Origin of the sequence: Burkholderia cepacia (assembly GCF_029962485.1) — a bacterium.
Lineage (GTDB): Bacteria > Pseudomonadota > Gammaproteobacteria > Burkholderiales > Burkholderiaceae > Burkholderia.
This window is the reverse complement of the sequence record NZ_CP073638.1, coordinates 1,269,968-1,295,702: the sequence shown is the minus strand read 5'-3', so window position 1 is coordinate 1,295,702 and position 25,735 is coordinate 1,269,968. Positions and strand designations below refer to the sequence as shown.

The 25,735-nt window shown below is 68.3% G+C and carries 21 protein-coding genes; 16 read left to right on the top strand and 5 right to left on the bottom strand.

Going from position 1 to position 25,735, the window contains the following annotated elements; translation table 11 throughout:
- The first annotated feature begins 453 nt into the window (after positions 1 to 453).
- The 6 genes from KEC55_RS22130 (at position 454) to KEC55_RS22105 (ending at position 9,048) form a co-directional block, all read left to right on the top strand.
- Positions 454 to 1,455, top strand: coding sequence for an FHA domain-containing protein (locus KEC55_RS22130; protein WP_282510780.1), 1,002 nt, complete (start codon positions 454 to 456; stop codon positions 1,453 to 1,455).
- A 17-nt stretch (positions 1,456 to 1,472) separates the two neighbouring features.
- A complete protein-coding gene (locus KEC55_RS22125) occupies positions 1,473 to 5,501 on the top strand; it encodes a TOMM system kinase/cyclase fusion protein (protein ID WP_282510778.1) in 4,029 nt (1,342 codons plus the stop codon).
- Between the two features lie 33 nt (positions 5,502 to 5,534).
- Entirely contained in the window at positions 5,535 to 5,879 is a 345-nt protein-coding gene (locus tag KEC55_RS22120) for a BMA_0021/BMA_0022 family TOMM bacteriocin (RefSeq protein ID WP_107937988.1), read from the top strand.
- Positions 5,880 to 5,895: 16 nt separating this feature from the next.
- Positions 5,896 to 6,258, top strand: a complete 363-nt coding sequence (locus tag KEC55_RS22115) for a BMA_0021/BMA_0022 family TOMM bacteriocin (protein ID WP_282510775.1) — start codon at positions 5,896 to 5,898, stop codon at positions 6,256 to 6,258.
- An 80-nt stretch (positions 6,259 to 6,338) separates the two neighbouring features.
- Positions 6,339 to 8,576, top strand: coding sequence for a TOMM precursor leader peptide-binding protein (locus tag KEC55_RS22110; RefSeq protein WP_282510773.1), 2,238 nt, complete (start codon positions 6,339 to 6,341; stop codon positions 8,574 to 8,576).
- A 259-nt stretch (positions 8,577 to 8,835) separates the two neighbouring features.
- Complete coding sequence (locus KEC55_RS22105; RefSeq protein ID WP_282511383.1) at positions 8,836 to 9,048, top strand: hypothetical protein; 213 nt, start codon at positions 8,836 to 8,838, stop codon at positions 9,046 to 9,048.
- A 60-nt stretch (positions 9,049 to 9,108) separates the two neighbouring features.
- Here the strand turns inward: KEC55_RS22105 and KEC55_RS22100 are convergent, their stop codons facing one another.
- Positions 9,109 to 9,534, bottom strand: a complete 426-nt coding sequence (locus tag KEC55_RS22100) for an NUDIX hydrolase (protein WP_282510771.1) — start codon at positions 9,532 to 9,534, stop codon at positions 9,109 to 9,111.
- A 51-nt stretch (positions 9,535 to 9,585) separates the two neighbouring features.
- Here KEC55_RS22100 and KEC55_RS22095 point away from each other — a divergent pair, with 51 nt between their 5' ends.
- Positions 9,586 to 10,497 (top strand): SDR family NAD(P)-dependent oxidoreductase, encoded by a 912-nt coding sequence (locus KEC55_RS22095; RefSeq protein WP_282510769.1) that lies wholly within the window; start codon positions 9,586 to 9,588, stop codon positions 10,495 to 10,497.
- 128 nt (positions 10,498 to 10,625) lie between these two features.
- Here KEC55_RS22095 and KEC55_RS22090 read toward each other — a convergent pair whose 3' ends face one another.
- Both KEC55_RS22090 and KEC55_RS22085 read right to left on the bottom strand, forming a co-directional pair.
- Positions 10,626 to 12,014: a nucleobase:cation symporter-2 family protein gene (locus tag KEC55_RS22090; protein WP_282510767.1), complete on the bottom strand. Its 1,389-nt coding sequence runs from the start codon at positions 12,012 to 12,014 to the stop codon at positions 10,626 to 10,628.
- A gap of 126 nt (positions 12,015 to 12,140) precedes the next feature.
- Entirely contained in the window at positions 12,141 to 13,088 is a 948-nt protein-coding gene (locus KEC55_RS22085) for a LysR family transcriptional regulator (protein ID WP_282510765.1), read from the bottom strand.
- Positions 13,089 to 13,191: 103 nt separating this feature from the next.
- Between KEC55_RS22085 and KEC55_RS22080 the strand changes: the two genes are divergently transcribed.
- Positions 13,192 to 13,929 (top strand): SDR family oxidoreductase, encoded by a 738-nt coding sequence (locus KEC55_RS22080; RefSeq protein WP_282510763.1) that lies wholly within the window; start codon positions 13,192 to 13,194, stop codon positions 13,927 to 13,929.
- Positions 13,930 to 13,937: 8 nt separating this feature from the next.
- Here KEC55_RS22080 and KEC55_RS22075 read toward each other — a convergent pair whose 3' ends face one another.
- Complete coding sequence (locus KEC55_RS22075) at positions 13,938 to 14,921, bottom strand: LysR substrate-binding domain-containing protein (RefSeq protein ID WP_282510761.1); 984 nt, start codon at positions 14,919 to 14,921, stop codon at positions 13,938 to 13,940.
- 132 nt (positions 14,922 to 15,053) lie between these two features.
- Here KEC55_RS22075 and KEC55_RS22070 point away from each other — a divergent pair, with 132 nt between their 5' ends.
- The 8 genes from KEC55_RS22070 (at position 15,054) to KEC55_RS22035 (ending at position 24,368) form a co-directional block, all read left to right on the top strand.
- Positions 15,054 to 15,770, top strand: coding sequence for an SDR family oxidoreductase (locus KEC55_RS22070; RefSeq protein WP_282510759.1), 717 nt, complete (start codon positions 15,054 to 15,056; stop codon positions 15,768 to 15,770).
- 240 nt (positions 15,771 to 16,010) lie between these two features.
- On the top strand, positions 16,011 to 17,474 hold the full coding sequence (locus tag KEC55_RS22065) for an MFS transporter (protein WP_282510758.1): 1,464 nt from the start codon (positions 16,011 to 16,013) through the stop codon (positions 17,472 to 17,474).
- Entirely contained in the window at positions 17,471 to 19,012 is a 1,542-nt protein-coding gene (locus KEC55_RS22060) for an FGGY family carbohydrate kinase (RefSeq protein WP_282510757.1), read from the top strand. The genes KEC55_RS22065 and KEC55_RS22060 overlap by 4 nt, the downstream gene beginning before the upstream one ends.
- Positions 19,013 to 19,030: 18 nt before the next feature.
- Positions 19,031 to 20,710: a glycerol-3-phosphate dehydrogenase/oxidase gene (locus KEC55_RS22055; protein ID WP_282510755.1), complete on the top strand. Its 1,680-nt coding sequence runs from the start codon at positions 19,031 to 19,033 to the stop codon at positions 20,708 to 20,710.
- Entirely contained in the window at positions 20,707 to 22,269 is a 1,563-nt protein-coding gene (locus tag KEC55_RS22050) for an FAD-binding oxidoreductase (RefSeq protein WP_282510754.1), read from the top strand. Before KEC55_RS22055 ends, KEC55_RS22050 begins: the two co-directional genes overlap by 4 nt.
- A gap of 5 nt (positions 22,270 to 22,274) precedes the next feature.
- A complete protein-coding gene (locus KEC55_RS22045; RefSeq protein WP_282510753.1) occupies positions 22,275 to 22,850 on the top strand; it encodes a glycerol-3-phosphate responsive antiterminator in 576 nt (191 codons plus the stop codon).
- Between the two features lie 28 nt (positions 22,851 to 22,878).
- The gene (locus KEC55_RS22040) at positions 22,879 to 23,214 is read left to right on the top strand and encodes a putative quinol monooxygenase (protein ID WP_124450101.1); all 336 of its coding nucleotides are present in this window, start codon (positions 22,879 to 22,881) and stop codon (positions 23,212 to 23,214) included.
- A complete protein-coding gene (locus KEC55_RS22035; protein WP_282510752.1) occupies positions 23,211 to 24,368 on the top strand; it encodes an iron-containing alcohol dehydrogenase in 1,158 nt (385 codons plus the stop codon). Before KEC55_RS22040 ends, KEC55_RS22035 begins: the two co-directional genes overlap by 4 nt.
- Positions 24,369 to 24,404: 36 nt before the next feature.
- Here KEC55_RS22035 and KEC55_RS22030 read toward each other — a convergent pair whose 3' ends face one another.
- Positions 24,405 to 25,568, bottom strand: a complete 1,164-nt coding sequence (locus tag KEC55_RS22030) for an MFS transporter (protein WP_282510751.1) — start codon at positions 25,566 to 25,568, stop codon at positions 24,405 to 24,407.
- Positions 25,569 to 25,735: the final 167 nt, after the last annotated feature.

The window sequence follows — 25,735 nt, the reverse complement described above, 5'->3', positions numbered from 1 at the left end:
CAAATTGATTTTGATTCTGATCTCGATCGGGACGGTTTTGTGACACGGGGTTTGCAAGTCCGGTCGGGCACATTGCCGGACGTCGGGACGGCCGGGGGCCAACGCCGTTGTGCAACGCGTGACGAGCTTTTCGACCCCTAAACTTTTCCTGAAATCTGTCGAAAATGTAAGGCGTTATATTTCGAAATCGCAAATCGATTATTCCGGTTGCTGTGCGTGGTTTTATTTGGCAGGATTTTCATCACGTTGCTCGGTCCCAAAAAACAAAGCGGTCGATAATTCAATTAACGTAAATGACACATTCCGGACGGGCAACGGTTTGACGGAAAGATGACAAGAAAAGTGGTGAGGCGGCGAACAGGCGACATCGTTCGCAATCGGTGAATCAATCGCTTGCCCGGCAACGTCGGTGCATCACGCCATCGATCCGGGCGAATCCGACACGGGGCGGTCATGGCGATACTGAAGAACGATGCTTCCGGGGACGCGTGCCTGCTGCGCGCATATCACGTGTTCGGCCGCGATGCCACGCGCTGCGACACGGTCATTCGGGACGCATCGGTGTCCCGGGTCCATGCCCATATCCGCTGGAGCGGCGGGCTGTGGGAACTGCACGATCACAGCAGCAACGGCACGTCGGTGTCGGGCGTGCCGTTGCGCGACGGCGAGCACGCAGTGTTGCAACCCGGCGACGTGATCCGGTTCGGCCGGGCCGGTATCGCACCGTGGCGCGTCGATGCGCTCGACGATCCGGCCGATACGCTGTGGCCGATACGCGGCGCGGCGCGGCCGATCGTGCTTGCGCCGCGCCAGATCCTGCCTGCCCGTGGCGCGCGGCCGGTCACGGTCGTCCGGTTGGCGGCCGGCGAATGGCTGTGCGACGACACGTTGCCGCCGCGTGTGCTCCATGACGGAGATGAAGTGTCGAGCGGCGATTGCACATGGCGCGTGACGCTCGTGAGCCACGGCGCGACGATGATGCTTGCCGCGCCCGCCGATCCGGCCATGCCGGCGCAACTGCTCGAATTCTTCGTCAGCCGCAACGAAGAGCACGTGCGCATGCTGCTGCACGTGCGCGGCGGCGTGGTCGATCTCGGCGAGCGGGCTCATCACTACAGCCTCGTCACGCTTGCGCGCGCCCGCTCTGCCGACATGCAGGCCGGCTACGACGCCGCCTCGCAAGGCTGGATCGACCTCGACCGGCTGGCGCACATGCTCGGTATCGATACGTCCCACGTCAACGTGCAGATTCACCGCGCGCGGAGCCAGTTCGCGGCACTGCCGGGGCTCGACGCAAGCCAGCTCGTCGAGCGCAGGCGCGGCAGCGTCCGCTTCGGCGATTTTCCGTTCCGCATCATGCGCGGCGAGCATCTCGAATGCCAGTCGGTGCCGGGCGTCGCGCTGCATCTCGGCGCGCCTCGTCCCGGGTCGGGCCCGTTCGTCCATTACTCGTGAAGGCGGGAGAGCAGGCCATGTTGGCCACCGTGTCCCGCACGCCCGTCGTGCCGGGAGCGCCCGAATCGCGGCAGCCCGTCGCGCCTTTCGTCGAGCTTGCCGGCAAGCGGCATTACCGGCTCGGCCCGCTGCTCGGCGAGGGCGGCAACGGCGTGGTGTTTCGTGCGACCTGCGGCGAAACGGGGCAGGCGGTCGCGATCAAGCTGATGCGCGAGGATGCCGCGCGGACCACGGCGGAGCGCGCGCACCAGCGTGCGCGCTTTCGGCGCGAGACGAGCCTGTGCGAAGCGCTGCGGCACCCGAACATCGTGGCGCTGCTGGACCAGGGGGAGGCGCCGGACGGGCGGCTGTTCGCGGTATTCGAGCTGGTGCAGGGCCGGACCGTGCGCGACCGGCTCGCGGCGGAGGGGCCGCTGTCGGCCGTCGACACCGGGCGCCTGATGACGGAAGTGCTCGACGCGCTGGCGGCCGCGCATCGGCGCGGCATCGTGCATCGGGACCTGAAACCGCAGAATATCGTGATCGCGATGGCCGATGACGGGCCACACGCGAAGCTCCTCGATTTCGGCATCGGCGCATTGCTGCCCGGCGCGGAAGACATCGCGCGCGAGACCGCGACGCTGGCGACCGAGGTGCTCGGCTCGCCGTCCTATTGCGCGCCCGAGCAATTGCGCAACGAGCCGCCGACGCCGAGAAGCGACCTCTATGCATGGGGCCTGGTCGTGATCGAATGCCTGACGGGCGATGTCGTCATGCACGGCACAAGCGTGGCCGACATTCTCTATCAGCAGCTCAGCCCGGTGGATGTCGCGCTCCCGCCGTCGATCGCGTCGCATCCGCTCGGCTCGGTGCTGCGGCGCGCGTTGAACAAGAATCCGGAGCAGCGCGCCGCGTCGGCCGACGAACTGGCGGAGCAGTTCCGCGCACTGAACTTCGCGGCGCTCGTCGGCCAGTTCGACGCCAGCCGTACAAGCCGTGCAAGCCGGCAGATGCGCCCGCACCCGCTCGCGCCGCGCGGCGACACGATCGCGGCGGCCGGCGAGTACCGGCAGGTCACCACGCTGTGCTGTTGCGTGGCGATTGCCGGGGAGGGCAGGCAACGCCACGCGGGAACCGATCATGGCGACCTGCTCGACGGCTACCAGGAGCAGTGGCTGACAAAGTGCGCCGACATCGCCGTCGGCTACGGCGCGCACGCGGGCGGGCGGCTTGGCGACACGCTGCTGTTCCATTTCGGGCTGCAGGGCGACATCGACCGGCCCGCCCGCCGCGCGGCGCGCGCGGCGCTCGACATGGTGCGGGTGGCCGAGCGCGCGCGGTTGCCGGTGCCGGCGGCGGCCGGCGGCATCGGCGGCGACGGCTGGCGCGTCGAAGTGGCCGCCGCGATTCACGTCGGGCAGGTGCTCGCGCACGCATCGCACATGTCGGGCGTATCGACGCCCGCCGCGGCGTCACGATTGCTGAGGCTGGCCGGACCAGGCCAGATCCTGATCAGCGACGATGCACGGCTCGTGCTCGAACGGCATGCCGACCATCGGCCGACCGCGTTGCGGCTGGCGCGCGCGGGCCTCCTGCCGCAGCCGGTTCATGAATTGATCGGCGAACGGCGCGCCGATACGCCGTTCGATTCGCTCGACACCGGCGTGCGGGCGCCGATGGTCGGCCGCGCGCGCGAACTCGACGCGCTGTTGCGCGCCTGGCAGGAGACGCTCGCACGATATCGTCGCGCGATGCGCGGCGAGCCTGCGCCGCACGGTATGCCACGGCTCGTCGTCGGTGAAGCGGGCATCGGCAAGTCGCGGCTCGTGCACGAGCTGTGCGAGGCCGTGCGGAGCCAGGGCCACGCGTTCGCGCATTGCGGCTGCCTGCCGGAACGCGAGAATCATGCGCTGTTTCCGATCCTGCGGTTCATCGGCGCGCATTGGCATATCGACGCCGACGGTCCGGCCGGCGGTGCGCTCGAGGCGATCGAAACGATGATCGCGCCGCTCGAGTGCGATCATGCGGCGGCCCGTGCCGCGCTCGCGACCTGGCTGGGGCTGCCCTGCGATGCGAAGGGGTTCCTGTGGTCGAGCGTACGCGAGCGGCACGCACTGTTCGATGTCCTCGAACAATTGATCGTGTCGCTCGGCAACGGCGCGCCGGTGCTGCTCGTCGTCGAGGACGTCCAGTGGATCGACCGCTCGACCGAGGATTTTCTCGCGTACCTGCAGCGCTCGCCGCGCGCGGCCGCGCTCGCCGTCGTCTTCACGTCGCGACCCGACAAGCTCGGGCGCTGGCGCGCCACGACCGAGCGCCTGGTGCTGCGCCGCCTGCCGAGCGACGACGCGCAGCGCCTGATGTCGGCGTACCTGGGGCAGGGCGCGCCGGATCCGGCCTGGCTCGACCAGCTTGCCCGTCGCACGGCCGGCATCCCGTTGTTCATCGAGGCCGTCGCGCGCGAGCTGACGACGAGCGGCGCGGACGGTTCGCTCGCAGGGCCGCGGGCCACGGATCCCTTTCCGCTTCCGCTGAGTCTCGGCGGCATGCTCGGTCTCGCGTTCGACCGGATCGACGACGCGCGCGACACCGCGCAGCTCGCCGCGACCATCGGGCTCGAGGTGGATGCGCAACTGCTCGCCGACGCGTCGCCGCACGATCGGGCCACGCTCGACGGACATCTGCGGCTGTTGCTCGAAGAGCGGATCGTGTACGCGCAGCACCGGCGCGATCGCGTGTTCTATGCGTTCCGCCACGCGTTGATCCGCGACGCGGCCTACGAATCGATGCCGCCCGCCGTGCGGCGCGGCAACCATGCGCGTGTCGGCCGCGCGCTGATCGCGGAAGCCGATCGGGGCGCCGGTGCGCACACGTTCGGTGTCGCCGGGCACTTCGCGCGCGCGGGCGACCTGGCCGATGCGATCGCACACGGCATCGATGCGGCGCGCCGCGCGCTCGAGGGCGCGCGGTACGACGACGCGATCCGCTACGGGCAAGCCGTATTCGAATGGCTCGGCCACGCCGACTACGCGCAACGCGAACACGACAGCGCGCGCATCCGCACGACGTTGACGCACGCGACGATGGCACGGTTCGGCTGGGCGGACCCGCAGGTGCGCGAGCATGCGGAGCAGCTGCTGAAACAGGTGCAGACGCTCGACGACCCGGAGCTCGAGACCAGCGCGCTATGGACCTTGTCGACCTACTACCACGTCGCGGGAGAGCGTCCCACCGTGCGCGGGATCGGCTTGCGGCTCGACGCGCTCGCGACCGAGCGCGGCGATGCCGGCGTTCAGGTCGCGGCGGACGCGATGCGCGGCATGAGCCTGTGGGTCGACGGCCACTATGCGCGCGCCCGCGCCGCGTTCGATGCGGTGCTGGCGGGCTACGACGTGCGGCGCGACGCGAACCATCGGCGCATCCTCGGGCTCGATACGCGTGCGTGGACGATGGCGTCGCTGGCGAGCGTGCGCTGGTGCATGGACGACGATCCGCGCGCCGCGCTCGCGATGGCGCACGACGCGGTGTATTGCGCAACCTGCCTCGACCATTTGCCGACGCTCGGCGTCACGATGATGTACCTCGCGCGCACGTACCAGCTTGCGGGCGATCGCGGCGCGGCGCTCGCGCTGTCGGAAGCGATTCTGCGCCTGTCGGAGATTCACCGGCTGCGCGCGGTCGGGCACTACGCGGCGATCATTCGCGCGTGGGCGCAGGGCGACCGCACGGGTGTCGTCGAGCATCTCGATGCGCAGCGGCAGTCGGGCGGACTGCTCGGGCTGACCTACTACGCGTCACTGCTGGCGGAGCTGGATGCCGCGCGCGGCGAGTACGGCGCCGCGCTTGCCCGGATCGAGGAATGCCTCGCATGGTGCGAGTCGACCGGGGAGCGCTATTACGAAGCGCAACTGCTGATGAAGAAATGCGAGTACTTGCGCCTGGCCGATCCGCGATGCGGCGGCGTGGCCGAGCTGGACGCGTGCCGGCGTGCAGTCGAAATTGCAACAACGGCGGGCATGGGCCGCATCGCCAGGCTCGCCGCAGCGCTGTTGCAGTCGTTGCCGTAAGTAGTTCCATTCGTCAATCAGGAGAACAGAGAGATGAGCAAGGATCTTCGATTACCGACGTACGAGCAGTTTCTCGAATACCGCGCAACCGTCATCCGGGCAATCGCGCTGGCGTGGCATTCGCCGGCGTTTCTCGACGAGCTCGAGGCCGACCCGGTCGAGGCGCTGCGCGAGCATTTCGACTATCACTTTCCGTTCCGGCTCGACCTGAAGGTGCAGCCGAAATCGTCCGAGTGGACGCCGACCGTCAATGGCGACTGGACGGCCGGCCGGAGAAACAAGCTCACGCTGTACCTGCCGCCCGCGCCGGCGGACAAGGCGCAATTCGCGCAGGCGCTGGCCGCCTACAACGCGAACCACATCACCATCATGGAATGACCGCGGGGATATCGACATGGCAAACAACAACGCGAATCCGACGCTCGAATCGATGCTGGAGTTCCAGAAGGTCTATCTGCGCGCGATTGCACTCTCGTGGCGGAACCCGGAATTCAAGGGCGAACTGCTGGAGAAGCCGCTGGAGACGCTCGCGAAATACTTCGGTTACCAGTGCCCGTGGATCGTCGACATCGAGGTCCTCAAGACAACCGGCGATCATGGCTGGAAGAGCCACGGCAACGGTGGCGGCAGCTGGCACCTGCCGCGCAACGTGATGACGGTCGGCATACCGGAGCAGCCGTTAAGCCTGGACGAGGAGGCCGTTGCGCTCGCGGCCTACTGCGACGCCGGGCCGAGTTACCTGTTCACCTGCTGCTGACGCGGCGCGGTCGCGCCGTGCACCGTCGCGCGGCCCCGTGGCCGCGCGACGTTCGTTTACCCGCCGCATGGAACCCCACGATGCTCGATGACCTTTCGCGCGTGTTGCGCTTCAAACCGCATTTGCTCGTGCTCGATGCCGGGCCCGAGACCCTGTTCGTCGTCGACGAATTCAAGCGCGTGATGCTGTCCGGCGCGATCTTCGTGCAGATCGCGGCGTGCCTGCGGGCGCGGATGACGATCGCGGAGATCGTGACGTCGCTTGCCGGTGCGTTCGGCGAATGGGACGTGCTCGCGCGCCTCGATCAACTGGTGCGTCGCGGGTACGTGCGCACGGACCTGCCGCACGACGACGATGCGGCACGCGGGTTCTTCGAGCGTGCGGGGCTCGACGGCGACGCGGCCTGCGCGCACGTCGCGCAATTGCGTGTCGCGATCGAGCGGTTCGGCGCCGACGATACGGCGCTCAGGCGCGCGCTCGATGCGGCCGGCATCGACGTCGTGACGGAGGCCGGGTTGACCGTCGCGATCGCCGATACGCACGATCGCGACGACCTCGCCGCGTGCGCCGCCCGCGTCGCGGCGCGCGGCGGGGCGTTGCTCGTCGTGACGACGGGTGGCGTACAGACGTTGATCGGGCCGTTGCTGGGCGGCGGCGACGCGCTCGCCGACGCGCCGTGCATCGAATGCGTGCGCTACTGGATTCGCATCAACCGGCCGGTCGAAGCACTGCTCGCGCGCCATCACGGCAGCGACGCGGTGCGTCTGCCGCAGGCTGCGTCGCATGCCGCGGCCGCGGCGGCGGCGGCGCTCGTGGCGGCGATGGTCGAGCAGGTCGCGGTCAATTCCGCGGCATCGGAACGGGCGCAGACCCATATCCTTGCGCAGCGCATCGACACGCTGGCCGCCGAGCGACACCGCGTGCTGAAGCGTCCGCAATGCCCGTGCTGCGGCAATCCCGAATGGATGCGCGAACAGGCGGCGCGCGCGCCGCGTCTCGCCGCTCACGAACCGCTGGCACGTGCCGAAGGCGGCTATCGCACCGCCGATGCGCAACAGGTGTTCGCGCGTCATGCCCATCTCGTCTCGCCGGTCAGCGGCGCGATCGCTTACCTGCACCCGATGCCGAAACGGCATGCGGGTCTGCGCAAGGTCTATGCGTCGGGTTTTCTCGTGTGCCCGGCGGCCGTACCGGGCAGCAACCGCTTCGACAGGATCTGCTCCGGCAAGGGCCGTACCGACGATCAGGCTCGCGCGAGTGCGCTGTGCGAGGCGCTCGAGCGATTCAGCAGCGTGTATCAGGGGGACGAGGCGACGCTTGCGGGAAGCATCGAAAGCCTGCTCGCCGATCCCGCATGCGATGCCGCCCCGATCCACGTGAACGACCTTCAACAGTTCAGCGAACGGCAATTCGACGCGCGCGAGGCGATCAACACGTTGACCCGCGATGTTCGAAAACAGGTGCCGCCGCGCTTCACGGCGCGCGACGTCATCGACTGGACGCCGGCCTGGTCGCTCGTGACCGGCCGGCGCCACCTCGTGCCGCTGAGCTACTGCTATGCGGAAACGCCGGACAGCGCGCGGGCGCCTGCCGCCTGCGTGCACAACCCCAACGGCTGCGCGGCGGGGTCGAGCGTCGACGAGGCGATCCTGCAAGGCATGCTCGAATTGATCGAGCGCGATGCGGTCGCGATCTGGTGGTACAACCGGATCGCGCGCCCCGGCATCGAATTGTCGAGTTTCGACGATCCGTATTTCGATGCGCTCGTACGCGAATACGCGGCGTTCGGATGGCGTTTGTGGGCGCTCGACATCACCACCGACCTCGGCGTGCCGACCGTGGCCGCGCTGGCGGAAAATCCGCAGGACGGGCGCTTCTCGATCGGCTTCGGCTGCCATCCGGACGGCGCCCTCGCCGTGCAGCGTGCGCTGACCGAAGTCAACCAGTTGCTCGATGTCGCCGCGGATGCCCCGCATCCGTGGGATCGCGACAAGCTGGCGGACACCGGATTCCTGTATCAGGCCGCCGAGTTACCCCGCACGACCCGCTCGACGTGGCAACCGGTCGGCGCCGCGTCGCTGCCGGCTGCGATCGCGCAGGGTGTCGGACGCATCGCGGCGGCCGGCATGGACGTGCTCGTTGTCGACAAGACGCGGCCCGACCTCGGCCTGTCCGTCGTGCAGGTGATCGCGCCGGGGCTGTGCCATTTCTGGCCGCGCTTCGGCGCGCAACGGCTCTATTCGGTTCCCGTTCGACTGGGTTGGCGTGAGCAGCCGTGCCGCGAGACGGAGTTGAACGAGGCGCTGCTGTTTCTCTGACGCGTCGATCGCCGCGGCAGGACGGCAGGGCACCGTTTCGACCGCAGCCGCGCGCGACTGCCGCCATGCCGGATCGTACATCGGCACCCGGGCTGAACGGGGCACGATTTTCCCGATCAGGTGGTCGTGACCGGTAAAACTTGATCGGTAAATGCCCGGGGACGCAGTGAATTATTTTCCGGCTATAGTGGAAAAACTGGCGGTAGACGCGGTGCTGTTTGCCGGCACCGACCAGGTCATGAGTGTAGACGGGTGCTGTATGAAAAATAAAATCGACAAGTCCACCGGACCGATCTGGGGCGTGGCAGCAGGATTGCTTCTCGCGGGTGCGGGATTGAGTCTCGGCGTTTTCCCGGCGTTGCTGCACAGCTCGGGAAGCGCCAACGAGTTCTTGGCGTCCGGCGCCGCAATGCTCGGCATCTTCCTCGTCGTTTATTCCACGCGCGAATTGCGAAGACAGCGCGCGCACTGAGCGTTCGCGCGCCGCTGATCCACGAAGATCGATGCGAGCCGGTGACGGCTCGTGCGCGCGCTACGCCTTGCGGATTTCGTGGTTGTAGACGAGTTCGACGATTCGCTTCGTCGGAATACTCGCGCGCAATCCATCGACACTGTCGATCGGAAACCACTTGCATTTCTCGATCTCGTTGTTCGCTTGCGGCGTATGGTCCAGGCCGACTTCCGCAAAGAACACGTGATGGATCTTCGCAAGCCCGGTGAACTGCATCGAGTACGTCAGATCCTGGCCGGTCATGCCGGTTTCTTCGCACAACTCGCGATGCGCGGCTTCGAGCGGCGTTTCCCCGCGCTTGATCGTGCCGCCGGGTAGGGCCCAGCGCGACGCCGCTCGCGCGACGAGCAACACCTGCTCATCGCGATAGCAGACGACGGTCGCGCGTTCCTTGACTGGGACGGTGCTGGTTTCGGGGGCTGTGTCGGGTGCGAGGGTTTGGGGCATTTCGTGATTCTAACCAGCACAAATCGATCGGCCAAGGCGACCTGACCGGGTTTGACGTTTGATCGCCACCGGACGGAACGCCCTTGCGATGTCGAGGGCTATGCCGCGCCGCTCACCGCGACACGGTACGATCGCCGGACTGTCCGCACGCGGTTCTTCCATGAGTACGCCTCGCGCGGAAGCCGACGCGGAGCCATCCAGCGCGCGCCGGAAGCACGGCGCGCGACGACTACCGGGAAACCCGCCATGAAGATCATGATCATCGGCGCCAGCAGAGGGCTGGGCCGGGCACTTGCCGAAGGCGTGTGCAGTGCCGGCGACACCGTCATCGGCGTATCGCGCCTGCGTCCGGATGCGCTGGCGTTGCCGCAAGGCGTCGAGCTGCAATGGATCGAAGCCGACATGGCTTCGCCTGGCGAAGCTGCCGCGCACATTGCGCAAGCCGCGCCGGCCGCGTTCGACGTGCTGATCTGCAACGTGGGGATCTGGGAGACGGCGGCCTTCACGGACGGCTATGCATTCCTGGACGAGCCGGACGACGCGATCGTCAATCTGGTGAACGTCAACCTCACGGCCACGCTGCTGCTGCTCAAGCGTCTGGTGCCGCGCTTGCTGCAATCGGCCAAACCGCAAGTCATCCTGACCGGTTCGACGTCCGCGCTTCGGCAGAGCGGGCGGCCGGAGGTCGCGTTCGGCGCGTCGAAGTTCGCGCTGAACGGCGTGGCCGATGCGTTGCGTGAGGGGTTCAGGAGCAGCCGGCTGGCTGTCACGTGCCTGCAGCTCGGCAATCTGAATACCGACGATGCCCTGTCGGTTCCGCTCGAGGCGGCCGCGGCGCGCGGCGAGGGCGGGCTGGTGCCGGTTCACGACGTGGTGGCCGTGGTGCGTACGCTGCTGCGGTTGTCCGATGCCGCGTTCGTGCGCGAACTGGTGATGCCGGCGATAGCGGACGAGCGGTTTTGAGCGCGACGGGGGATGGGGAGCGTGCGCCGCCGGTGCGGTGACCGGCTTCGGCTGCAGGCACCGGGAGCCCGGCGCCTTTCGGCGCGACGAGCGGCGCGGCCTCTAAGGCGCGCCGCGTCGTCATGCGGTTATTTCTTTTCCGGCAGGAACCAGTTCATCACGAGCGCGCAGATGCCGCCCGTGGCCACGCCCGATTCCAGCACGTTCTTCAGTGCGTGCGGCAGGCTGTTGAGGATGTCCGGCACCTGCGACACGCCAAGGCCGAGCGCCAGCGATACCGCGATGATCAGCAGCGCGCGACGGTCGAGCTGGACGCCCGAGAGGATGTTGATGCCCGACGCGGCCACCGCGCCGAACATCACCATGGCCGCGCCGCCGAGCACGGGCTCCGGCACGGCCTGCAGCACGCCCGCGACGACCGGGAACAGGCCGAGCACCACGAGCATCCCCGCGATCCAGATGCCGACGTAGCGGCTCGCGACGCCGGTGATCTGGATCACGCCGTTGTTCTGTGCGAACACCGAGCTTGGGAACGTGTTGAACACGCCGGCCAGCAGCGAGTTTGCGCCGTTGACGAGCACGCCGCCCTTGATGCGTTGCATCCACACGGGCCCTTCGACCGGCTCGTTCGAGATCTTGCTGGTGGCCGTGACGTCGCCGATCGCCTCGAGCGACGTGACGAGGTAGATGATCAGCATCGGCACGAACAGCGACCACGAGAAGCCGATGCCGAAGTGCAGCGGCGTCGGCACCTGGAACAGCGCGGCCTGGTGCATACCGGTGAAGTCGAGGCGGCCGAGGAACGCGGCCGCGAGATAGCCGATCACGAGCGCGATGACGAGCGCGGTGCTGCGCACCCACACGACCGGCACGCGGTTCAGCAGGATGATCGTGCCGAGCACGAGCCCCGACAGCGTCAGGTTCTCCGCGCTCGCGAACGTGCCCTTGGCCATCGCGCCGTAGCCGCCGCCCATGCTGATGAGGCCGACCTTGATCAGCGTGAGGCCGATCAGCAGCACGACGATGCCGGTGACGAGCGGCGTGATCAGGCGCTTCACGAACGGCAGGATGCGCGACACGCCCATCTCGATGAACGACCCGGCGATCACGACGCCGAAGATCGCGGCCATCACGGTCTCGACCGGCGTGCCTTGCTTGACCATCAGGCTGCCGCCGGCGATCAGCGGGCCGACGAAGTTGAAGCTGGTGCCCTGGACGATCAGCAGGCCGGCGCCCAGCGGGCCAAAGCGCTTGCACTGGACGAAGGTGGCGATGCCGGAAATCACCAGTGACATCGACACGATCAGGGTCGTATCGCGGCTGGACACGCCGAGCGCCTGGCAGATCAGCAGGCCGGGCGTGACGATCGGCACGATGATCGCCAGCAGGTGCTGCAGCGCGGCGACGAAGGCGACCATCGGCGCCGGCCGGTCGTTCGGGCCGTAGACGAGGTCGCGGGCCGAATCGGCGGCGTCGGCGCCGTGGGCGGCGGGTTGGGCGGAGGAGGCGGGTTGCATGGCGAGCGGGCCGGACAAGGTGGAAAGTGCGGCATTTTAGCCGAAGGGCCCGCCGGCGCCGCCGGCGCGCGCTCCAATAGTGGGGATTCGGAGGGTCGGGAAAAAGGGATGGATCGATGCCGGCGGTCAGCGGGTTGGCCGCGTGGCCGGCGCGGTTGGTGTCGGCGTCGCGCGGAACCCGGGCAGTTCGGGAATGCGTTGCGTCATGAATTGCAGGAACGTGCGGGTCCTGAGCGGCAGATGGCGGCGCGACGCGTAGACGAGATGCAGCGCATGCGGCGGCACCATGTCCCACTTCGGCAGCAGCCGGACGAGCTGTCCGCCATCGATCAGGTCCTGGACGAGCCACGCCGGCGCGCTGCCGACTGCTTGCCCGGCCAGGAAGCACTCCCGCAACGCGATCGAGCTGTTGACGCGATACCGGCCGTGTACCGGAACGGTGACCGATTCGTCGCCGCGAGCGAATTGCAGTTCGCTCCCGATGATGTCCGTGCGGGCGTACCCGACATACGTGTGCTTCGCCAGGTCTTCCGGGCGGCGAATTTTCGGTGCCTGCGCCACATACCCGGGCGTGGCCACCAGCAGGCGCGGCGACGACGCGATGTGGCGTGCGATGGCGTCCGGCGGCAGGACGTGGCCGAGGCGAATCGCGACGTCGACACCTTCCTCGACCAGGTCGATCACGCGATCGGTCAGGTGCAGTTCGACGTCGATTTCCGGCCACGCGGCGAGGAATTCGAGCACGAGCGTATTCAGCCTCAGTTCGCCGAGCCCGAGCGGCGCATTGACGACCAGCTTGCCGGCCGGGCGCAACGTTTGCCCGCGCGCCTCGGCCACCGCGCTTTCGTATTCATCGAGCACGCGCTTGCAGCGGTCGTAGAACCGGCGGCCTTCGTCGGTCGGCGCGAGGCTCGTCGTCGAGCGTTCGAGCAGGCGCACGCCCAGTTCCTGTTCGAACGCGGCGACGATCTTGCTGATCGTCGGCTGGCCGGTGCCTTCCTCGCGCGCGACCGCCGAGAAATTGCCCAGCTCGATCGCGCGGACGAACACGCGCATGGAGCGCAATGCATCCATCTCATTCCTTTATGGCATGAACCTTATGCAAGTCTCCCACGTTCCGGTGCAATCGAGAATGACCTAACGTTCGCGAACCTTCAATCCTTGACGAGGAGTCGACATGAACGAGGCAACGCAATTTTCGACACTGGGCGGCGCACACGTCGTGATTTTCGGCGGGAGCTCCGGAATCGGTCTTTCGGCGGCGAACGCCGCGAAGGCGCGGGGCGCCAGCGTCACGCTGGTCGGGCGGACCCGTGCAAAGCTCGAGACCGCTGCGCAAGCGATCGGCGGCGCAGGCATCGCCGTGGCCGACATCGCGGACCGGCACGCGGTGCAAGCCGTATTCGACGCGATGACGCGCGTGGATCACCTGGTCGTCACGGCCGGCCAGTTCATTGCCGGCAAGCTGAACGAGACCGATCCCGATCGTCTGCTTGCCGCGCTGCACGAGCGCATCGCCGGGCCGGTGTATGCAATCCGGGCCGCGTTGCCGCTGCTGCCCGCGACCGGCTCGATCGTGCTGACCGGCGGGCAACTGTCGGATCGGCCGGCCGCGCATGGCACGTCCGTCATTGCCGCCGCCGTGCGCGGCGTCGAGGCGCTGGCGCAGTCGCTCGCACTGGAGCTGAAGCCGATTCGCGTGAACGTCGTCGCGCCCGGTTTCGTCGAGACGCCGCTTTACGACGCGTTCGGTCCGGAAGCGCGCGACACGATCCTCGCGGGGGCCGCATCGGCGTTGCCGGGCGGGCGCGTCGGCCACGCGGACGAAGTGGGCGAGGCGATCGCGTTCCTGCTGGGCAACGGCTTCATGAATGGCGAAATCCTGCACATCGACGGCGGCGGCCGGCTGGTTTGAGCCGTGCGTCAGCCGGTCTTGCGTGTGCCGGTGCCGGTGCCGCGCACCGTTGCGCGCGGCGGGCGGGAATCCGGATACGCACGCTGGCAGACCGCAATGACCGCGTCGCGCAGACGGCGATGCACGGAGTCGCCGTGCATGCGCGGATGCCACAGCGCGGACACGAGGATCGCCGGCAGGCGAACCGGGATGTCGAAGCTGCGCAGCCCGAGGGTTTCCGTGAGCCCGGGCGAGAAAGCGTTGCCGAGGCTCGAGCGCGGCACCAGCGCGATCAGGTCGGTGCTGGCCGCGACGCGCATCGCGTCGGGGTAGCCGGGGACCACGACGTGCACGGGCTGGCCCGAGCCGGGTCGATCGGTCGAATCGTCGGCCGGCCCGCTGAAATCGCCGAGCTGGGCCGAGATGACGTGACGGCAGGCAGCGTAGCGTGCCGGCGTGATCCTGGCCGACGCGAACAGCGGGTGCCCGGCGCGTGCCACCGCGACGTGCCAGTCGTGAAAGAGCATGCGCGTGTGCAGCTCGGGCGCGTCGTCGCCGCGTTTGCCGATTTCCAGGTCGACCGTGCCGTCGCGCAGTGCTTGCGGATCGCGGTCGAGCTTCGGTACGAAGCGGATACGCACATGCGGCGCGACTTCGCCGAGCGCGGCGACCACGGGGCCGGACAGCATTTCCATGAACGATGCAGCCGCACGAATGGTGAACGTCGCTGCGAGCGTCGTCAGGTCGACGTCGGCCGTCGCCGGCCGCAGCACGGCGCGTGCGTCGCTTGCGATCGCATGCACGCGATCGCGCAACGCGGCCGCGTGCGGCGTCGGCACGAGCTTGCGCCCGGCGCGTACGAGCAGTTGATCGCCGGTGGCGCTCCGCAGCCGCGTGAGCGTGCGGCTCATCGCGGACGTGCTCAGGCCGAGCCGGCGCGCGGCGCCGGTCACGCTGCTTTCCGACAGCAGCGCATCGAGCGCCGTGACGAGGTTCAGGTCGATGTCTTCCATGAGGACAGAATACGCTTTTGCGCGAATAACATGGCGTTTGATGCAACTATGGATTGCATCTGGTGCGTCTGGCGCCTGTTGTGATGGATGCCTATAGTGGGCCCATGACGCAACTCGGCAAAGGCTGACACCATGAAATCGACTGAATCGAATCGAAACGTACCCACGATCCTGCTCGTCGCGGCCTCGCGCGGCCTTGGGCTCGCGATGGCGGAGGCATTCCTGGAAAAGGGCTGGAATGTAATGGGTACCGTGCGCGAAGGATCGGGGCGCACGAAGCTGCACGACGTCGCGAGCCGGTACGACGGCCGGCTCGAGATCGAGACGCTCGACATCTGTGAGCCCACGCAACTGGCCGCGTTGCGCGAGCGACTGTCGGGCAGGTGCTTCGACATGCTGTTCGTGAATGCGGGGACCACCAACGATCCGAATGAAACGATCGGCGAAGTGACGACCGACGAATTCGTGCGCGTGATGATCACGAATGCACTGGCGCCGATGCGCGTGATCGAGACACTGCAGGATCTCGTGACCGCGGACGGCCTGATCGGCGCGATGTCGTCGGGGCAGGGCAGCGTCGCGAACAACGTCAGCGGGATGCGCGAGGTATATCGCGGCAGCAAGGCTGCGCTGAACCAGTTCATGCGCAGCTTCGCGGCGCGTCAGGCCGATACGCGGCGTGCGCTGGCGCTGATGGCGCCCGGCTGGGTGCGCACCGAGCTCGGCGGGCCCGATGCGCGCCTGTCCATCGACGAAAGCGTGCCGAGCCTCGTCGACGTGCTGCTCGCGAAACGGGCTCGGCCAGGGCTCGAATACCTCGACTATCTGGGGCGGACCGTGCCGTGGTAAACGCGTGGTTCGCGGTGCGTCGCCCGCTTGCGAACGACGTTGCGGACACAACTATCAGGCGGGGCGACGATGCGCCGCTCGCTGCAACGCACAACCGACCGCGCTTGACACAGGCGCGCTGCCCGCCGTAAATTGCGCTGGCAGATCTAGATAAGAGACTATCTGTAAGATGGTCTCTCCATGCGTCGATCGCATCTGCAATGTCGAGCCTCTTACAGAAAAAATATACGGAGGCCGATTGTGCAAACGATCGCTGTCAAGCTTCATGGCATTGAAGACGTCATCTCCTTTCTCGACGCGCGCCCCGGTATTGCGGGCCGGGCGGGACTCGTCTGGTGGTTGTCGCTCGGCGGGCTGTTTCTCGACGCATTTTCCAACTCGGCATTGAGCGCCGGCCTCGGGCCGATGACGCACGAATTGCATCTGTCGGCCGCGCAGGTCGCATGGATGACGTCGTTCGCATCGTGGGTCGCGATCGCGTTCAACCCGATCGGCGGCTGGATGGCCGACAGGTGGGGCCGCGTGCGGCCGTTGATCGCCGCGAAGCTGCTGTCGGTGATCGGCGCGCTGCTGGTGGTGTTCGCACCGGATTTCAACGCGATTCTCGCCGGCCGCTCCTTCGTCGGGATGGCGTACGGAATCGACTTCGCGATCGCGATGGCGATGCTCGCGGAGTTCACGCCGGGCCGCCTGAAGAGCCGGCTCAATACCTGGCAGGGCATGTGGTACACGGCCGTCTGCCTGAACCTGCTGCTCGCGCTGGTGTTCCATGCGTGGCAGGTCGGCGATTCGATCTGGCGTTACTCGGTGGCGGCCACCGCGGTGTTCGGCGTCGCCATCCTCGCGCTGCAATGCGCATTCCTCGTCGAAAGCCCGATCTGGCTCGCGCGCAAGGAAAGGCTCGACGACGCGGCGCGGGCAATGACGCGCATCTACGGGCAGGCCTTCGTCGCCGCGCCCGCGCATGAACGCACGCCCGTCGTCAATCCGGCCACGCGCGGCCTCGCGAACGTGCTGCTGATCTTCCGCGGTGTCTATCTGCCGCGCACGATCCTCGCCGCGACCGTGCAGATCGGCCAGTCGATCGAATATTTCGCGATCGGCTGGTATCTGCCGCTGATCAGCGCGGCGCTGTTCGGCAAGGACTTCGTCTACGCGACGCTCGGCGCGCTCGTGTTCAACCTGTTCGGGATCGTCGGCGGTTTCTCGTCGTCGGCGGTCGGCCGCCGAGTCGGCCTGCGACGCGCGTCGGCGATCGGCTTCGCGGCGGTTTGGGCGATGCTGGTCGTGCTCGGGCTGTTCCATGCGCGCATGCCGCTGTGGCTGTCGGTGGTCGTGCCGTCACTGTTCATCCTGTTCCACTCGGCCGGCCCCGGTGCGAACGGCAAGAGCCTGTCGTCGCTGTCGTTTCGCGGCGAACTGCGTGCGGGCGCGAACGGCATCGTCGGCGCGCTCGGCTCGATCGGCGCGGCGCTCGGCCTGCTGGTCTTTCCCCTGTTTCGCGCGCGCTACGGCCTCGAACATACGTTCCTGATCCTGGCGATCGTGCCGTGCATCGCAAGCGCGATCTGCTTTGCGATCCGCTGGGACCCGACGCGTACGACGATCAATCCCGACAACGAACCCGACGCGCCGCACTTCGGCGACGACGCGCGCACCGCGTCGGCCTTCCTGAAACCCGCCATCGAGAAAACGCAGCGATGACCGAAACCCGAAACGCCATTCTCGCGATCGACGAAGGCACGTCCGGCACGCGTGCCGCGCTCGTCGACGCGAGCGGGCACGTATCGTGCCTTGAATACCTGCCGCTGTCGGTCGAGAGCCCGCGGCCCGGCGTCGTCGAACAGGACGCGAACACGATTCTCGACAAGACGCTGGCAGTCTGCCGCGCGACGCTCGCCCATGCGCATGAGCAGGGTGTGCGCATTGTCGCGCTGGCGCTCGCGACGCAGCGTGCGACCGCCGTGCTGTGGGATACGCGGACCGGGCGCGCGCTCGTGCCGGCGATGGTCTGGCAGGACACCCGTCATGCGGCCGAGCTCGATCGCCTCGCGGCCGACTGGGACCGCGTGCTCGTGCCGCAGGTCGGCCGGCCGGCGGGCGTGCGCTCGCCGTATCTGTGGGCCGTGCATCAGATGCGGACGTCGCAGGCGGTAGCCGACGCACATCGCGCGGGCCGGCTCGCGTTCGGCACGATCGATACGTGGCTGATGTGGCATCTGTCCGATGCGCGCGAGTGCGTGACGACGCCGACCAATGCGACCTCCGCCAGTGCCTACCTGCTCGGCGAACATCGCTATTTCGACCCGTGGCTCGACACGCTGGGCTTTCCACGCGAATTGCTGCCCGCGCTGCGCGAAGACGCCGACACGTTTGGCCGCACGCGCGAGGACGTGCTCGGTATCGACGTGCCGATCCTGGCGTGCGCGGGCGACCAGTTCGCGGGCGCAGTCGGTCTCGGCTGCGTCGAGCGCGGCCAGGCGATTTGCGTGCATGGCACCGGCAGCTTCGTCGACCTGCTGACCGGGACGGTGCGCCCCGACGTGGGATCGCAGGCGCAACCCGGTCATGCGCACGACGGCACGCTGGCGATGACCGCGCGGCGGCACGGCGGCGTGTCGCATTACTCGCTCGAGACCTTCGTCGCGACGACGGGATCGGCGTTGCGCTGGGTCTGCGAAAAGTTGCGCTGGTTCGACGATCCCGCGCAGGTCAGCGCACTGGCGGGCACCGTGCAGTCGGCACGCGGCGTGACGTTCGTGCCGGCGCTCACCGGCCTGCGCGTGCCGAGGATGGAGCCGAATGCGCGCGCGTTGCTGTCGGGCATCTCGATCGCGACGACGCAGGCCGAGGTGGCGTACGCGGTGCTCGAAGGCATCGCGCATTCGGTCGCGTCGTGCATGGAGGCCAACCAGGCCGTCGCGCGGGCCGATGTGTCCGAGCTGATCGTCGGTGGCGGCCTCGCGGGCAGCGACACGCTGCTGCAGATCCAGGCCGACGTAAGCGGCGTTCCCGTGCGCAGGATGCGCGAAGGCGACCGGGCGAGCCTGCGCGGCGCGGCCTTCCTCGCGGGGGCATCGGGGCTGCTGTGGGATTCGCTCGACGCGGCCCGCGCGACGCTCGTCACCGACGCCGTATTCGAACCCTCGATCGATGCGGACAGCCGGCAGCGCCGGCGCGCGGCCTGGCATGCGCGGATCGCGTCCGAACTCGCGCACGCGGCCGATTTTGCTCACGCGTAAGCACGGAGAACGACCAGCATGATGTTTTTGCCATCCAGAAAACCACCGACGGACCGCGCCGGCATGACGGGTACCGAGCCGCTGCGCGTGAACCGCGACGAGCATCTGGCGCGACTCGAAGCAGATACGTTCGATGTACTGATCGTCGGAGGCGGCGTGACGGGCGCATACGCGGCGTTCGATGCGAGCCTGCGCGGGCTGCGCGTCGCGCTCGTCGAGAAGAGCGACTTCGCGTCGGGCACGTCGTCGAAATCGTCGAAGATGGTGCACGGCGGGCTGCGCTATATCGAGCAGGGCAATCTCGGGCTCGTGCGCCATTCGCTGCTCGAACGGCAGCGATTGCGGCGCAACGCGCGCCATCTCGTGCAGCGCTTGCCGTTCCTGTTCCCGGTCATGGAGCGCGAGGGCGTGTTCGACAAGCGCCTCGCGAAAGCCTTCGAAAGCCTGCTGTGGACCTACGACATCGCCGGCGGCTGGCGCGAGGGGATCCTGCATCAGAAGCTGACGAAGGCCGAAGTGCTGTCGCATTGCCCGACCTTCAACGAAACCTACCTGACGGGTGGCTTCCTGTATTTCGATGCGCGCGTCGACGATGCGCGCCTGACGCTGAACCTCGTGCGCACGGCCGCATTTCACGGCGCGACGGTCGCAAACCACGCGCGCGTGGTCGAGCTGACGCGCGACGGCCACGGAAAGGTCGACGGCGCGATCGTGCATGCCGACGGCCGCGAGCGGCGCGTGCGGGCGCGCGTGGTCGTGATGGCGACCGGCGTATGGCTGCGCGACTGGACCGGTGCGCGCAAGGGCGATACGGCCGCGTTGCAGGTACGGCCCGCGAAGGGCGTGCATGTCGCGATCCCGTGGCTGAAGATCCGCAACGACTGCACGGTGACGATCCCCGTGCCGGGCCGCAACCGCCGCGCGACGATTACGCGCTGGGGCAACGTGTCGTATCTCGGCACGACCGACGAGGACTACGACGGCGATCTCGACGACGTGCATTGCACGCGGCAGGAACTCGATTTCCTGCTGGAAGGCGCACGGTCCGCGTTGAAGGTCGACCTGAACGCGGCCGACGTGGTCGGCAGCATCGCCGGATGCCGGCCGCTGGTCGGCCCGCCAGGCGGCAAGACGATCGAGATGAAGCGCAATCACGAGATTCATGTCGCACCCGACGGGCTCGTGACGATCGTTGGCGGCAAGCTGACGACGTCGCGGCACATGGCCGAGCAGACCATCGATACGGTCGGCAAGCTGCTCGGCCGCCGCACGCGCTGCCGCACGAAATCGGCGTACCTGCTCGGCGCGGCCGGCTACGACCCGCAGGCGATCGTCGCATCGGGCGGGCTCGCCGCGCATCTCGGCGAACGCTACGGCACCGAGGCGCGCTTCGTCGGCGATCTCGCCGACGCGACGCCGTCGCTGCTCGCGCCGATCGTCGAAGGGCTGCCGTACAGCGAAGCGGAAGTGCTCTATGCGGTGCGCCACGAATTCGCGCGCAGCGTCGACGACGTATTGTCGCGCCGCACCCGCGCGCGGCTGATGGCGCGCGATGCGTCCGCACGCGCGGCGCCGCGCGTCGGCGCGATTCTTCAGGCGGAGCTCGGCTTGTCCGATGCAGCCGTCGCCAGCCAGGTGCGCGACTACGTCGCCGCCGTCGCACTCGAAAAAGCCATCCTCATGGGAGAAAACGGATGATCAGCAAGGAAGCCATCAAGCGCGGCTACAACCGCGGCAACTACGTCGTCGGCGCGCATACGCCGCCCCCATACTCGCTGAACTTGCCCGCGGCAGGCGGCGCACCGGCCGCGGCCGGCATGCAGCGCGCGCCGGTCGCGGTGTCGCCGCAGCAGGTCGAGGCGCTGCGCGCGGTGGCCGACGAGGTGCTCGCGCAGCCGGCCGACGTCGTCACGTGGACGCGCGACTGGTGGGCCGCGTCGATGGTCGCGGAAACCGCCGGCCGGCCCGCGACGCCGGATGCGGTCGTCGTGCGCGTGTCGACGGTCGAGCAGGTGCAGGCCGTGATGCGCATCGCGCACGCGGCGACGATTCCGGTGACGGCGTCCGCTGGCCGCAGCAACGTGACGGGCGCGGCGCTGCCGGTGCGCGGTGGCATCGTCCTCGACGTATGCGGGCTGAACCGGTTGATCGGTGTCGATACCGAGAGCCAGATCGTCGACGTGGAAGCCGGGATGTTCGGCGACGTGTTCGAGGAAACGCTGCAGCGCGAGCACGGGCTGACGATGGGGCACTGGCCGTCGTCGTTCGGGATCAGCACGGTGGGCGGCTGGATCGCGTGCCGCGGCGCGGGGCAACTGTCGACGCGCTACGGCAAGATCGAGGACATGGTGTTCGGGATGGACGTGGTGCTCGCGGACGGCAGTCTCGTCACGCTCGGCGGCTATTCGCGCGCGGCGGTCGGCCCCGATCTGCAGCAACTGTTCATCGGCAGCGAAGGGACGCTCGGCATCATCGTGCGTGCGCGCCTGAAGCTGCATCGGCTGCCCGATTACGGCCGCGCGATCGCGTACGGTTTCGGCACGTTCGCGGCCGGCCTCGACGCGTGCCGCGAAATCCTGCAGCGCGGCGCGAACCCGGCGGCGCTGCGGCTCTACGACGAACTCGAGAGCGGCGTGCAGTTCGGTCTGCCCGATACGAACGTGCTGCTGATTGCCGACGAAGGCGCGCGCGAGATGGTCGACGCGGTGATGGCGATCAGTGCACGCGTCGGCGAGGAAGGCGGGCGCAAGCTCGACGGCGACGCGATCTTCGAGAAGTGGCTCGACACTCGGTACCTGACCGGCAAGAGCGCGGAAGGCTTCAAGCGCAGCCCGGGCTTCGTCGCCGACACGCTGGAGATGTGCGGCCGCTGGCGCGATCTCGCGGCGATCTATCGCGACGTGGTGGCCGCGCTGCAGGCCGTGCCGGGCACGCTGGCCGGATCCGCGCACCAGTCGCATGCGTATGCCGACGGCGCGTGCCTGTATTTCTCGCTGCGTGGCGACGTCGCGGTGGCCGAGCGGGCCGCGTGGTACCGTGCCGCATGGGACGCGGCAAACGCGGTGCTGATCCAATACAATGCGGCGTTGAGTCATCACCACGGCGTCGGGCTGCTGCGTTCGCCGTACATGCGCGATTCGCTGGGCACGGCATTTCCCGTGCTGCAGACGGTGAAGCGCGCGCTCGATCCGAAGCACATCCTCAACCCCGGCAAGCTCGGTCTCGGCGACGAGACCGGCCCGCACGTCGACCGGTAAACGTCATGGACAAGTCGCTGGGCGCGCGTCTCGCCCGTCATCCCGTCATCGCCACGCTGTATGGCGTCGAGCAGGCCGACAGCTTCATCGACAGCGAGGCCGAGGTCGGCATCGTCGCGAACGTCGACCTGCGCCGGTTGCAGGCGGTGGTCGCGGCGCTCGCCCGGGCCGGCAAGTTCGTGATCGTCAACATCGACAGTTGCGACGGGCTGTCCCAGGACAAGGGCGGCGTCGAGTATCTGGCCGATATCGGCGTCGCAAGCGTCGTGTCGACGCGCGTCGCGACGATCCAGCGGGCGAACCGCGCGGGGCTGATCACGATGCAGAAGGTGTTCGTGACCGATCGCTCGACGTGGCCGCGCAGCGTGAAGGCGATCGAGCAGAGCGATCCGAACCTCGTGCAGCTGATGCCGGCGCCGATGCTTGCGCACCTGAGCGAAGCGGACCGGCAGGCGCTGCCGCCGATCGTCGCGTCGGGCTTCGTCGGCAACGCGGACGACGTCCGCAGTGCGAGGCGGAACGGGGCGGTCGCGGTGTCGACGAGCGACAGCGCATGGTGGAATTTCGACCCGTCGGCGTGACGGGTTTGCGTCGAACATGGAGCGCATCATGAACGAACCTTACCTGCAGGTCATCGCGCATTACTTCGCAGCGCCCGGCAACGGCGACCGCGTGATCGAGCTGCTCGCGGAACTCGCGCCGGCGACGCGCGCCGAGCCGAAGAATCTCGACTATGCGTATTTCCGCTCGCCGGAGAACCCCGACCACATCGTGATCCTCGAGCGCTACCGCGACGCGGACGGCCTCGACGCGCATCGGGAAACGCCGCATTTCCAGCGGATCGGGATCGGCGCGATCATTCCGTTGCTCGATCGCCGCGACGTGTCGCGCTACATGGTGCAGCCGGACACCGGCACGGCGACGCCACCGGGAGGCACCCGATGAACCCGTTTCAATTCCGTACCGTTCCGACGCAGATCGTCGAATTCGGCGCCGCGCGCCGGCTCGGCGTCTTGTTGCGCGAACGCTTTCCGGCGCTCGTGCGCTTGTGCGTCGTCACCGATGCGTTCCTGCATCGCAGCGGCGTGCTTGCGCCCGCGCTGGAGAGCCTCGCCGCGCACGGCTGGCAGGTGACCGTGATCGACGACGTGATCGCCGATCCGCCCGAGCACGTGGTGCTCGAAGCAACCGAGCGCGCCGTCGCGGCCGATGCCGAGATCGTGCTCGGCCTGGGCGGCGGGTCGTCGATGGACGTCGCGAAGCTGATCGCGGTGCTCGCGCCGCGACAGCAGGCGCTGGCCGACATGTACGGTGTCGACAAGGTCACGAGCGCGCGGCTGCCGCTCGTGCAGATGCCGACCACGGCCGGCACGGGTTCCGAGGTGACGGCCGTGTCGATCGTGACGGTCGGCGAGGCGCGCAAGATGGGCGTCGTGTCGCCGAACCTGTTCGCGGACGTCGCGATCCTCGACGCGGAACTCACGCTCGGCCTGCCGCGTGCGGCGACGGCCGCGACGGGCATCGACGCGATGGTGCATGCGATCGAGGCGTATACGTCCGCGCGGCTGAAGAATCCGGTGTCCGACATGCTGGCGACACACGCGCTCACGCTGCTGTCTCGCAACCTGCTGGCAGCGTGTGACGACGGCCGGAACCGGCATGCGCGCGAGGCGATGCTGGTCGGTGCGATGTTCGCGGGGCAGGCGTTCGCGAATGCGCCGGTCGCGGCCGTGCATGCGCTGGCCTATCCGGTCGGCGGCATTTTCCACGTGCCGCACGGGCTCTCGAATGCACTGGTGCTGCCGCACGTGCTGCGCTTCAACGCGCCGGCCGCCGCGCCGCTGTATGCGGAACTCGCGGCGATCGTCGCGCCGTCGGCGACGGGCAGCGACGAAGCGCGCACGCACGCGCTGATCGCCGAAATCGACCGGCTGATCGTCGCGACGGGCATTCCGCGCACCCTGCGCGAAGTGGGCATTGGCGAAAGCGACCTGCCGCGGATGGCATCGGATGCAATGTTGCAGACGCGCCTGCTCGTGAACAATCCGCGCGAGGTGACGGAGGCCGATGCGCTGGAGATTTACCGGCAGGCGTGGTGATGCGGCGCTCGCGCGCCTTGCGCCGCCTGCCATGATTCAAGCGATCGGCACGGCCCGTCGAGCAGGCCATGCCGCGACGCATGCGCAGGCCAGCGCGACGGTCACGAGTATGCATCCGGCCCACGGCGTGACGAGCAGTGCGTCGCGCCCGACGAGCACGCCGCCGAGCGCCGACCCCAGCGCGACACCCGCATGCATGGCCGACACGTTGATGCCGACGCTTGCATCGGCCAGCGACGGCGCGGCGTGGATCAGGTAGTTCTGCACGATCGGCGAGATCGACCAGCTGATGCCGCCCCACAGCATCATCGCGGGCACGAACGCGAGCGGCGATGCGCCGGCCGCCGGCAGCACGGCCATCGCGACGAGAAACACGGCCGGGCATGCGCACAGCGCGCGTGACGCGCCGAGCCGGTCCGAGAACAGTCCGCCGAGCCATGCCCCGGTCACGCCGGCGATCCCGAACGCGACGTACAGCCCTTCGAGCGCCGCCGCGCCGGGCGACAGCACGGCCTGCAGATACGGCGTGAGATAGGCGAACAGCGTGAAATGCCCGCCGATCATCGCGATCGACACGAGTTGCGCGGCCAGCATCCGTGGCCGGGACAGCACGGCGCGATACGAAGGCCCGGCCGGCATGCCGGCTGACGCCGGCGCCATGCGCGGCAGCCGGCGGGCGAGCCAGATCCCGAGCGGCAGGGCAGGCACGGCGATCGACACGAACACCGCACGCCAGCCGGCCCATTCGGCGATCCGCATCCCGATCGGCACGCCGAGCACGAGCGACGCGCTGATCCCCATGAACACGATACCGATCGCGCGGCCGCGTTGCGACGCGGGGGCGAGTTCGGCCGCGAACCGTGTCGCGACGAGGATCAGCGTCGCGCAGCTCGCGGCCATCAGCACGCGCGCGGCGAACAGGCTCGCATAACCAGGGCTCGCGGCGGCAATCAGGTTCGCGGCCGCGAACGCGCCGAGTGCCGCGAGCAGCGCGGTGCGCCGCTCGACGCGCGCAACGCAGGCGGCCGCAACGAGCGCGGCCAGTGCGAATACGGCGGAGAAGATGGTGGTGAGCTGGCCGGCGGCCGCAAGCGACACGTGAAGGCCGGCGGAGATCGCCGGCAGGATGCCGACGCAGATGTTTTCGGCGACGCCGGCCAGGAACACGGCGGCGGCCAGCAGGTACACGCGAACGTCCATCGCAAACCCCTCCTGTACGGCCGACACGACAGCGCCGGGCAGGGGCGGGGCCGCATCGGATCGAATCGACGGATGGGTTTCGAGGCGAGGCTTCGGTTATCCCGGAAAGCAGGACGGTACCGCACGGTCAGGCGGGGCGCAAGTGTCGATGCCTGGCGCCCGCGCCC

Excerpts from the sequence above, each read along its gene's own strand:
- KEC55_RS22130 (WP_282510780.1), top strand. The coding sequence starts at position 454 with ATGGCGATACTGAAGAACGATGCTTCCGGGGACGCGTGCCTGCTGCGC.
- KEC55_RS22125 (WP_282510778.1), top strand. The coding sequence starts at position 1,473 with ATGTTGGCCACCGTGTCCCGCACGCCCGTCGTGCCGGGAGCGCCCGAA.
- KEC55_RS22120 (WP_107937988.1), top strand. The coding sequence starts at position 5,535 with ATGAGCAAGGATCTTCGATTACCGACGTACGAGCAGTTTCTCGAATAC.
- KEC55_RS22115 (WP_282510775.1), top strand. The coding sequence starts at position 5,896 with ATGGCAAACAACAACGCGAATCCGACGCTCGAATCGATGCTGGAGTTC.
- KEC55_RS22110 (WP_282510773.1), top strand. The coding sequence starts at position 6,339 with ATGCTCGATGACCTTTCGCGCGTGTTGCGCTTCAAACCGCATTTGCTC.
- KEC55_RS22105 (WP_282511383.1), top strand. The coding sequence starts at position 8,836 with ATGAAAAATAAAATCGACAAGTCCACCGGACCGATCTGGGGCGTGGCA.
- KEC55_RS22100 (WP_282510771.1), bottom strand. The coding sequence starts at position 9,534 with ATGCCCCAAACCCTCGCACCCGACACAGCCCCCGAAACCAGCACCGTC.
- KEC55_RS22090 (WP_282510767.1), bottom strand. The coding sequence starts at position 12,014 with ATGCAACCCGCCTCCTCCGCCCAACCCGCCGCCCACGGCGCCGACGCC.
- KEC55_RS22085 (WP_282510765.1), bottom strand. The coding sequence starts at position 13,088 with ATGGATGCATTGCGCTCCATGCGCGTGTTCGTCCGCGCGATCGAGCTG.
- KEC55_RS22080 (WP_282510763.1), top strand. The coding sequence starts at position 13,192 with ATGAACGAGGCAACGCAATTTTCGACACTGGGCGGCGCACACGTCGTG.
- KEC55_RS22075 (WP_282510761.1), bottom strand. The coding sequence starts at position 14,921 with ATGGAAGACATCGACCTGAACCTCGTCACGGCGCTCGATGCGCTGCTG.
- KEC55_RS22070 (WP_282510759.1), top strand. The coding sequence starts at position 15,054 with ATGAAATCGACTGAATCGAATCGAAACGTACCCACGATCCTGCTCGTC.
- KEC55_RS22060 (WP_282510757.1), top strand. The coding sequence starts at position 17,471 with ATGACCGAAACCCGAAACGCCATTCTCGCGATCGACGAAGGCACGTCC.
- KEC55_RS22055 (WP_282510755.1), top strand. The coding sequence starts at position 19,031 with ATGATGTTTTTGCCATCCAGAAAACCACCGACGGACCGCGCCGGCATG.
- KEC55_RS22050 (WP_282510754.1), top strand. The coding sequence starts at position 20,707 with ATGATCAGCAAGGAAGCCATCAAGCGCGGCTACAACCGCGGCAACTAC.
- KEC55_RS22045 (WP_282510753.1), top strand. The coding sequence starts at position 22,275 with ATGGACAAGTCGCTGGGCGCGCGTCTCGCCCGTCATCCCGTCATCGCC.
- KEC55_RS22040 (WP_124450101.1), top strand. The coding sequence starts at position 22,879 with ATGAACGAACCTTACCTGCAGGTCATCGCGCATTACTTCGCAGCGCCC.
- KEC55_RS22035 (WP_282510752.1), top strand. The coding sequence starts at position 23,211 with ATGAACCCGTTTCAATTCCGTACCGTTCCGACGCAGATCGTCGAATTC.
- KEC55_RS22030 (WP_282510751.1), bottom strand. The coding sequence starts at position 25,568 with ATGGACGTTCGCGTGTACCTGCTGGCCGCCGCCGTGTTCCTGGCCGGC.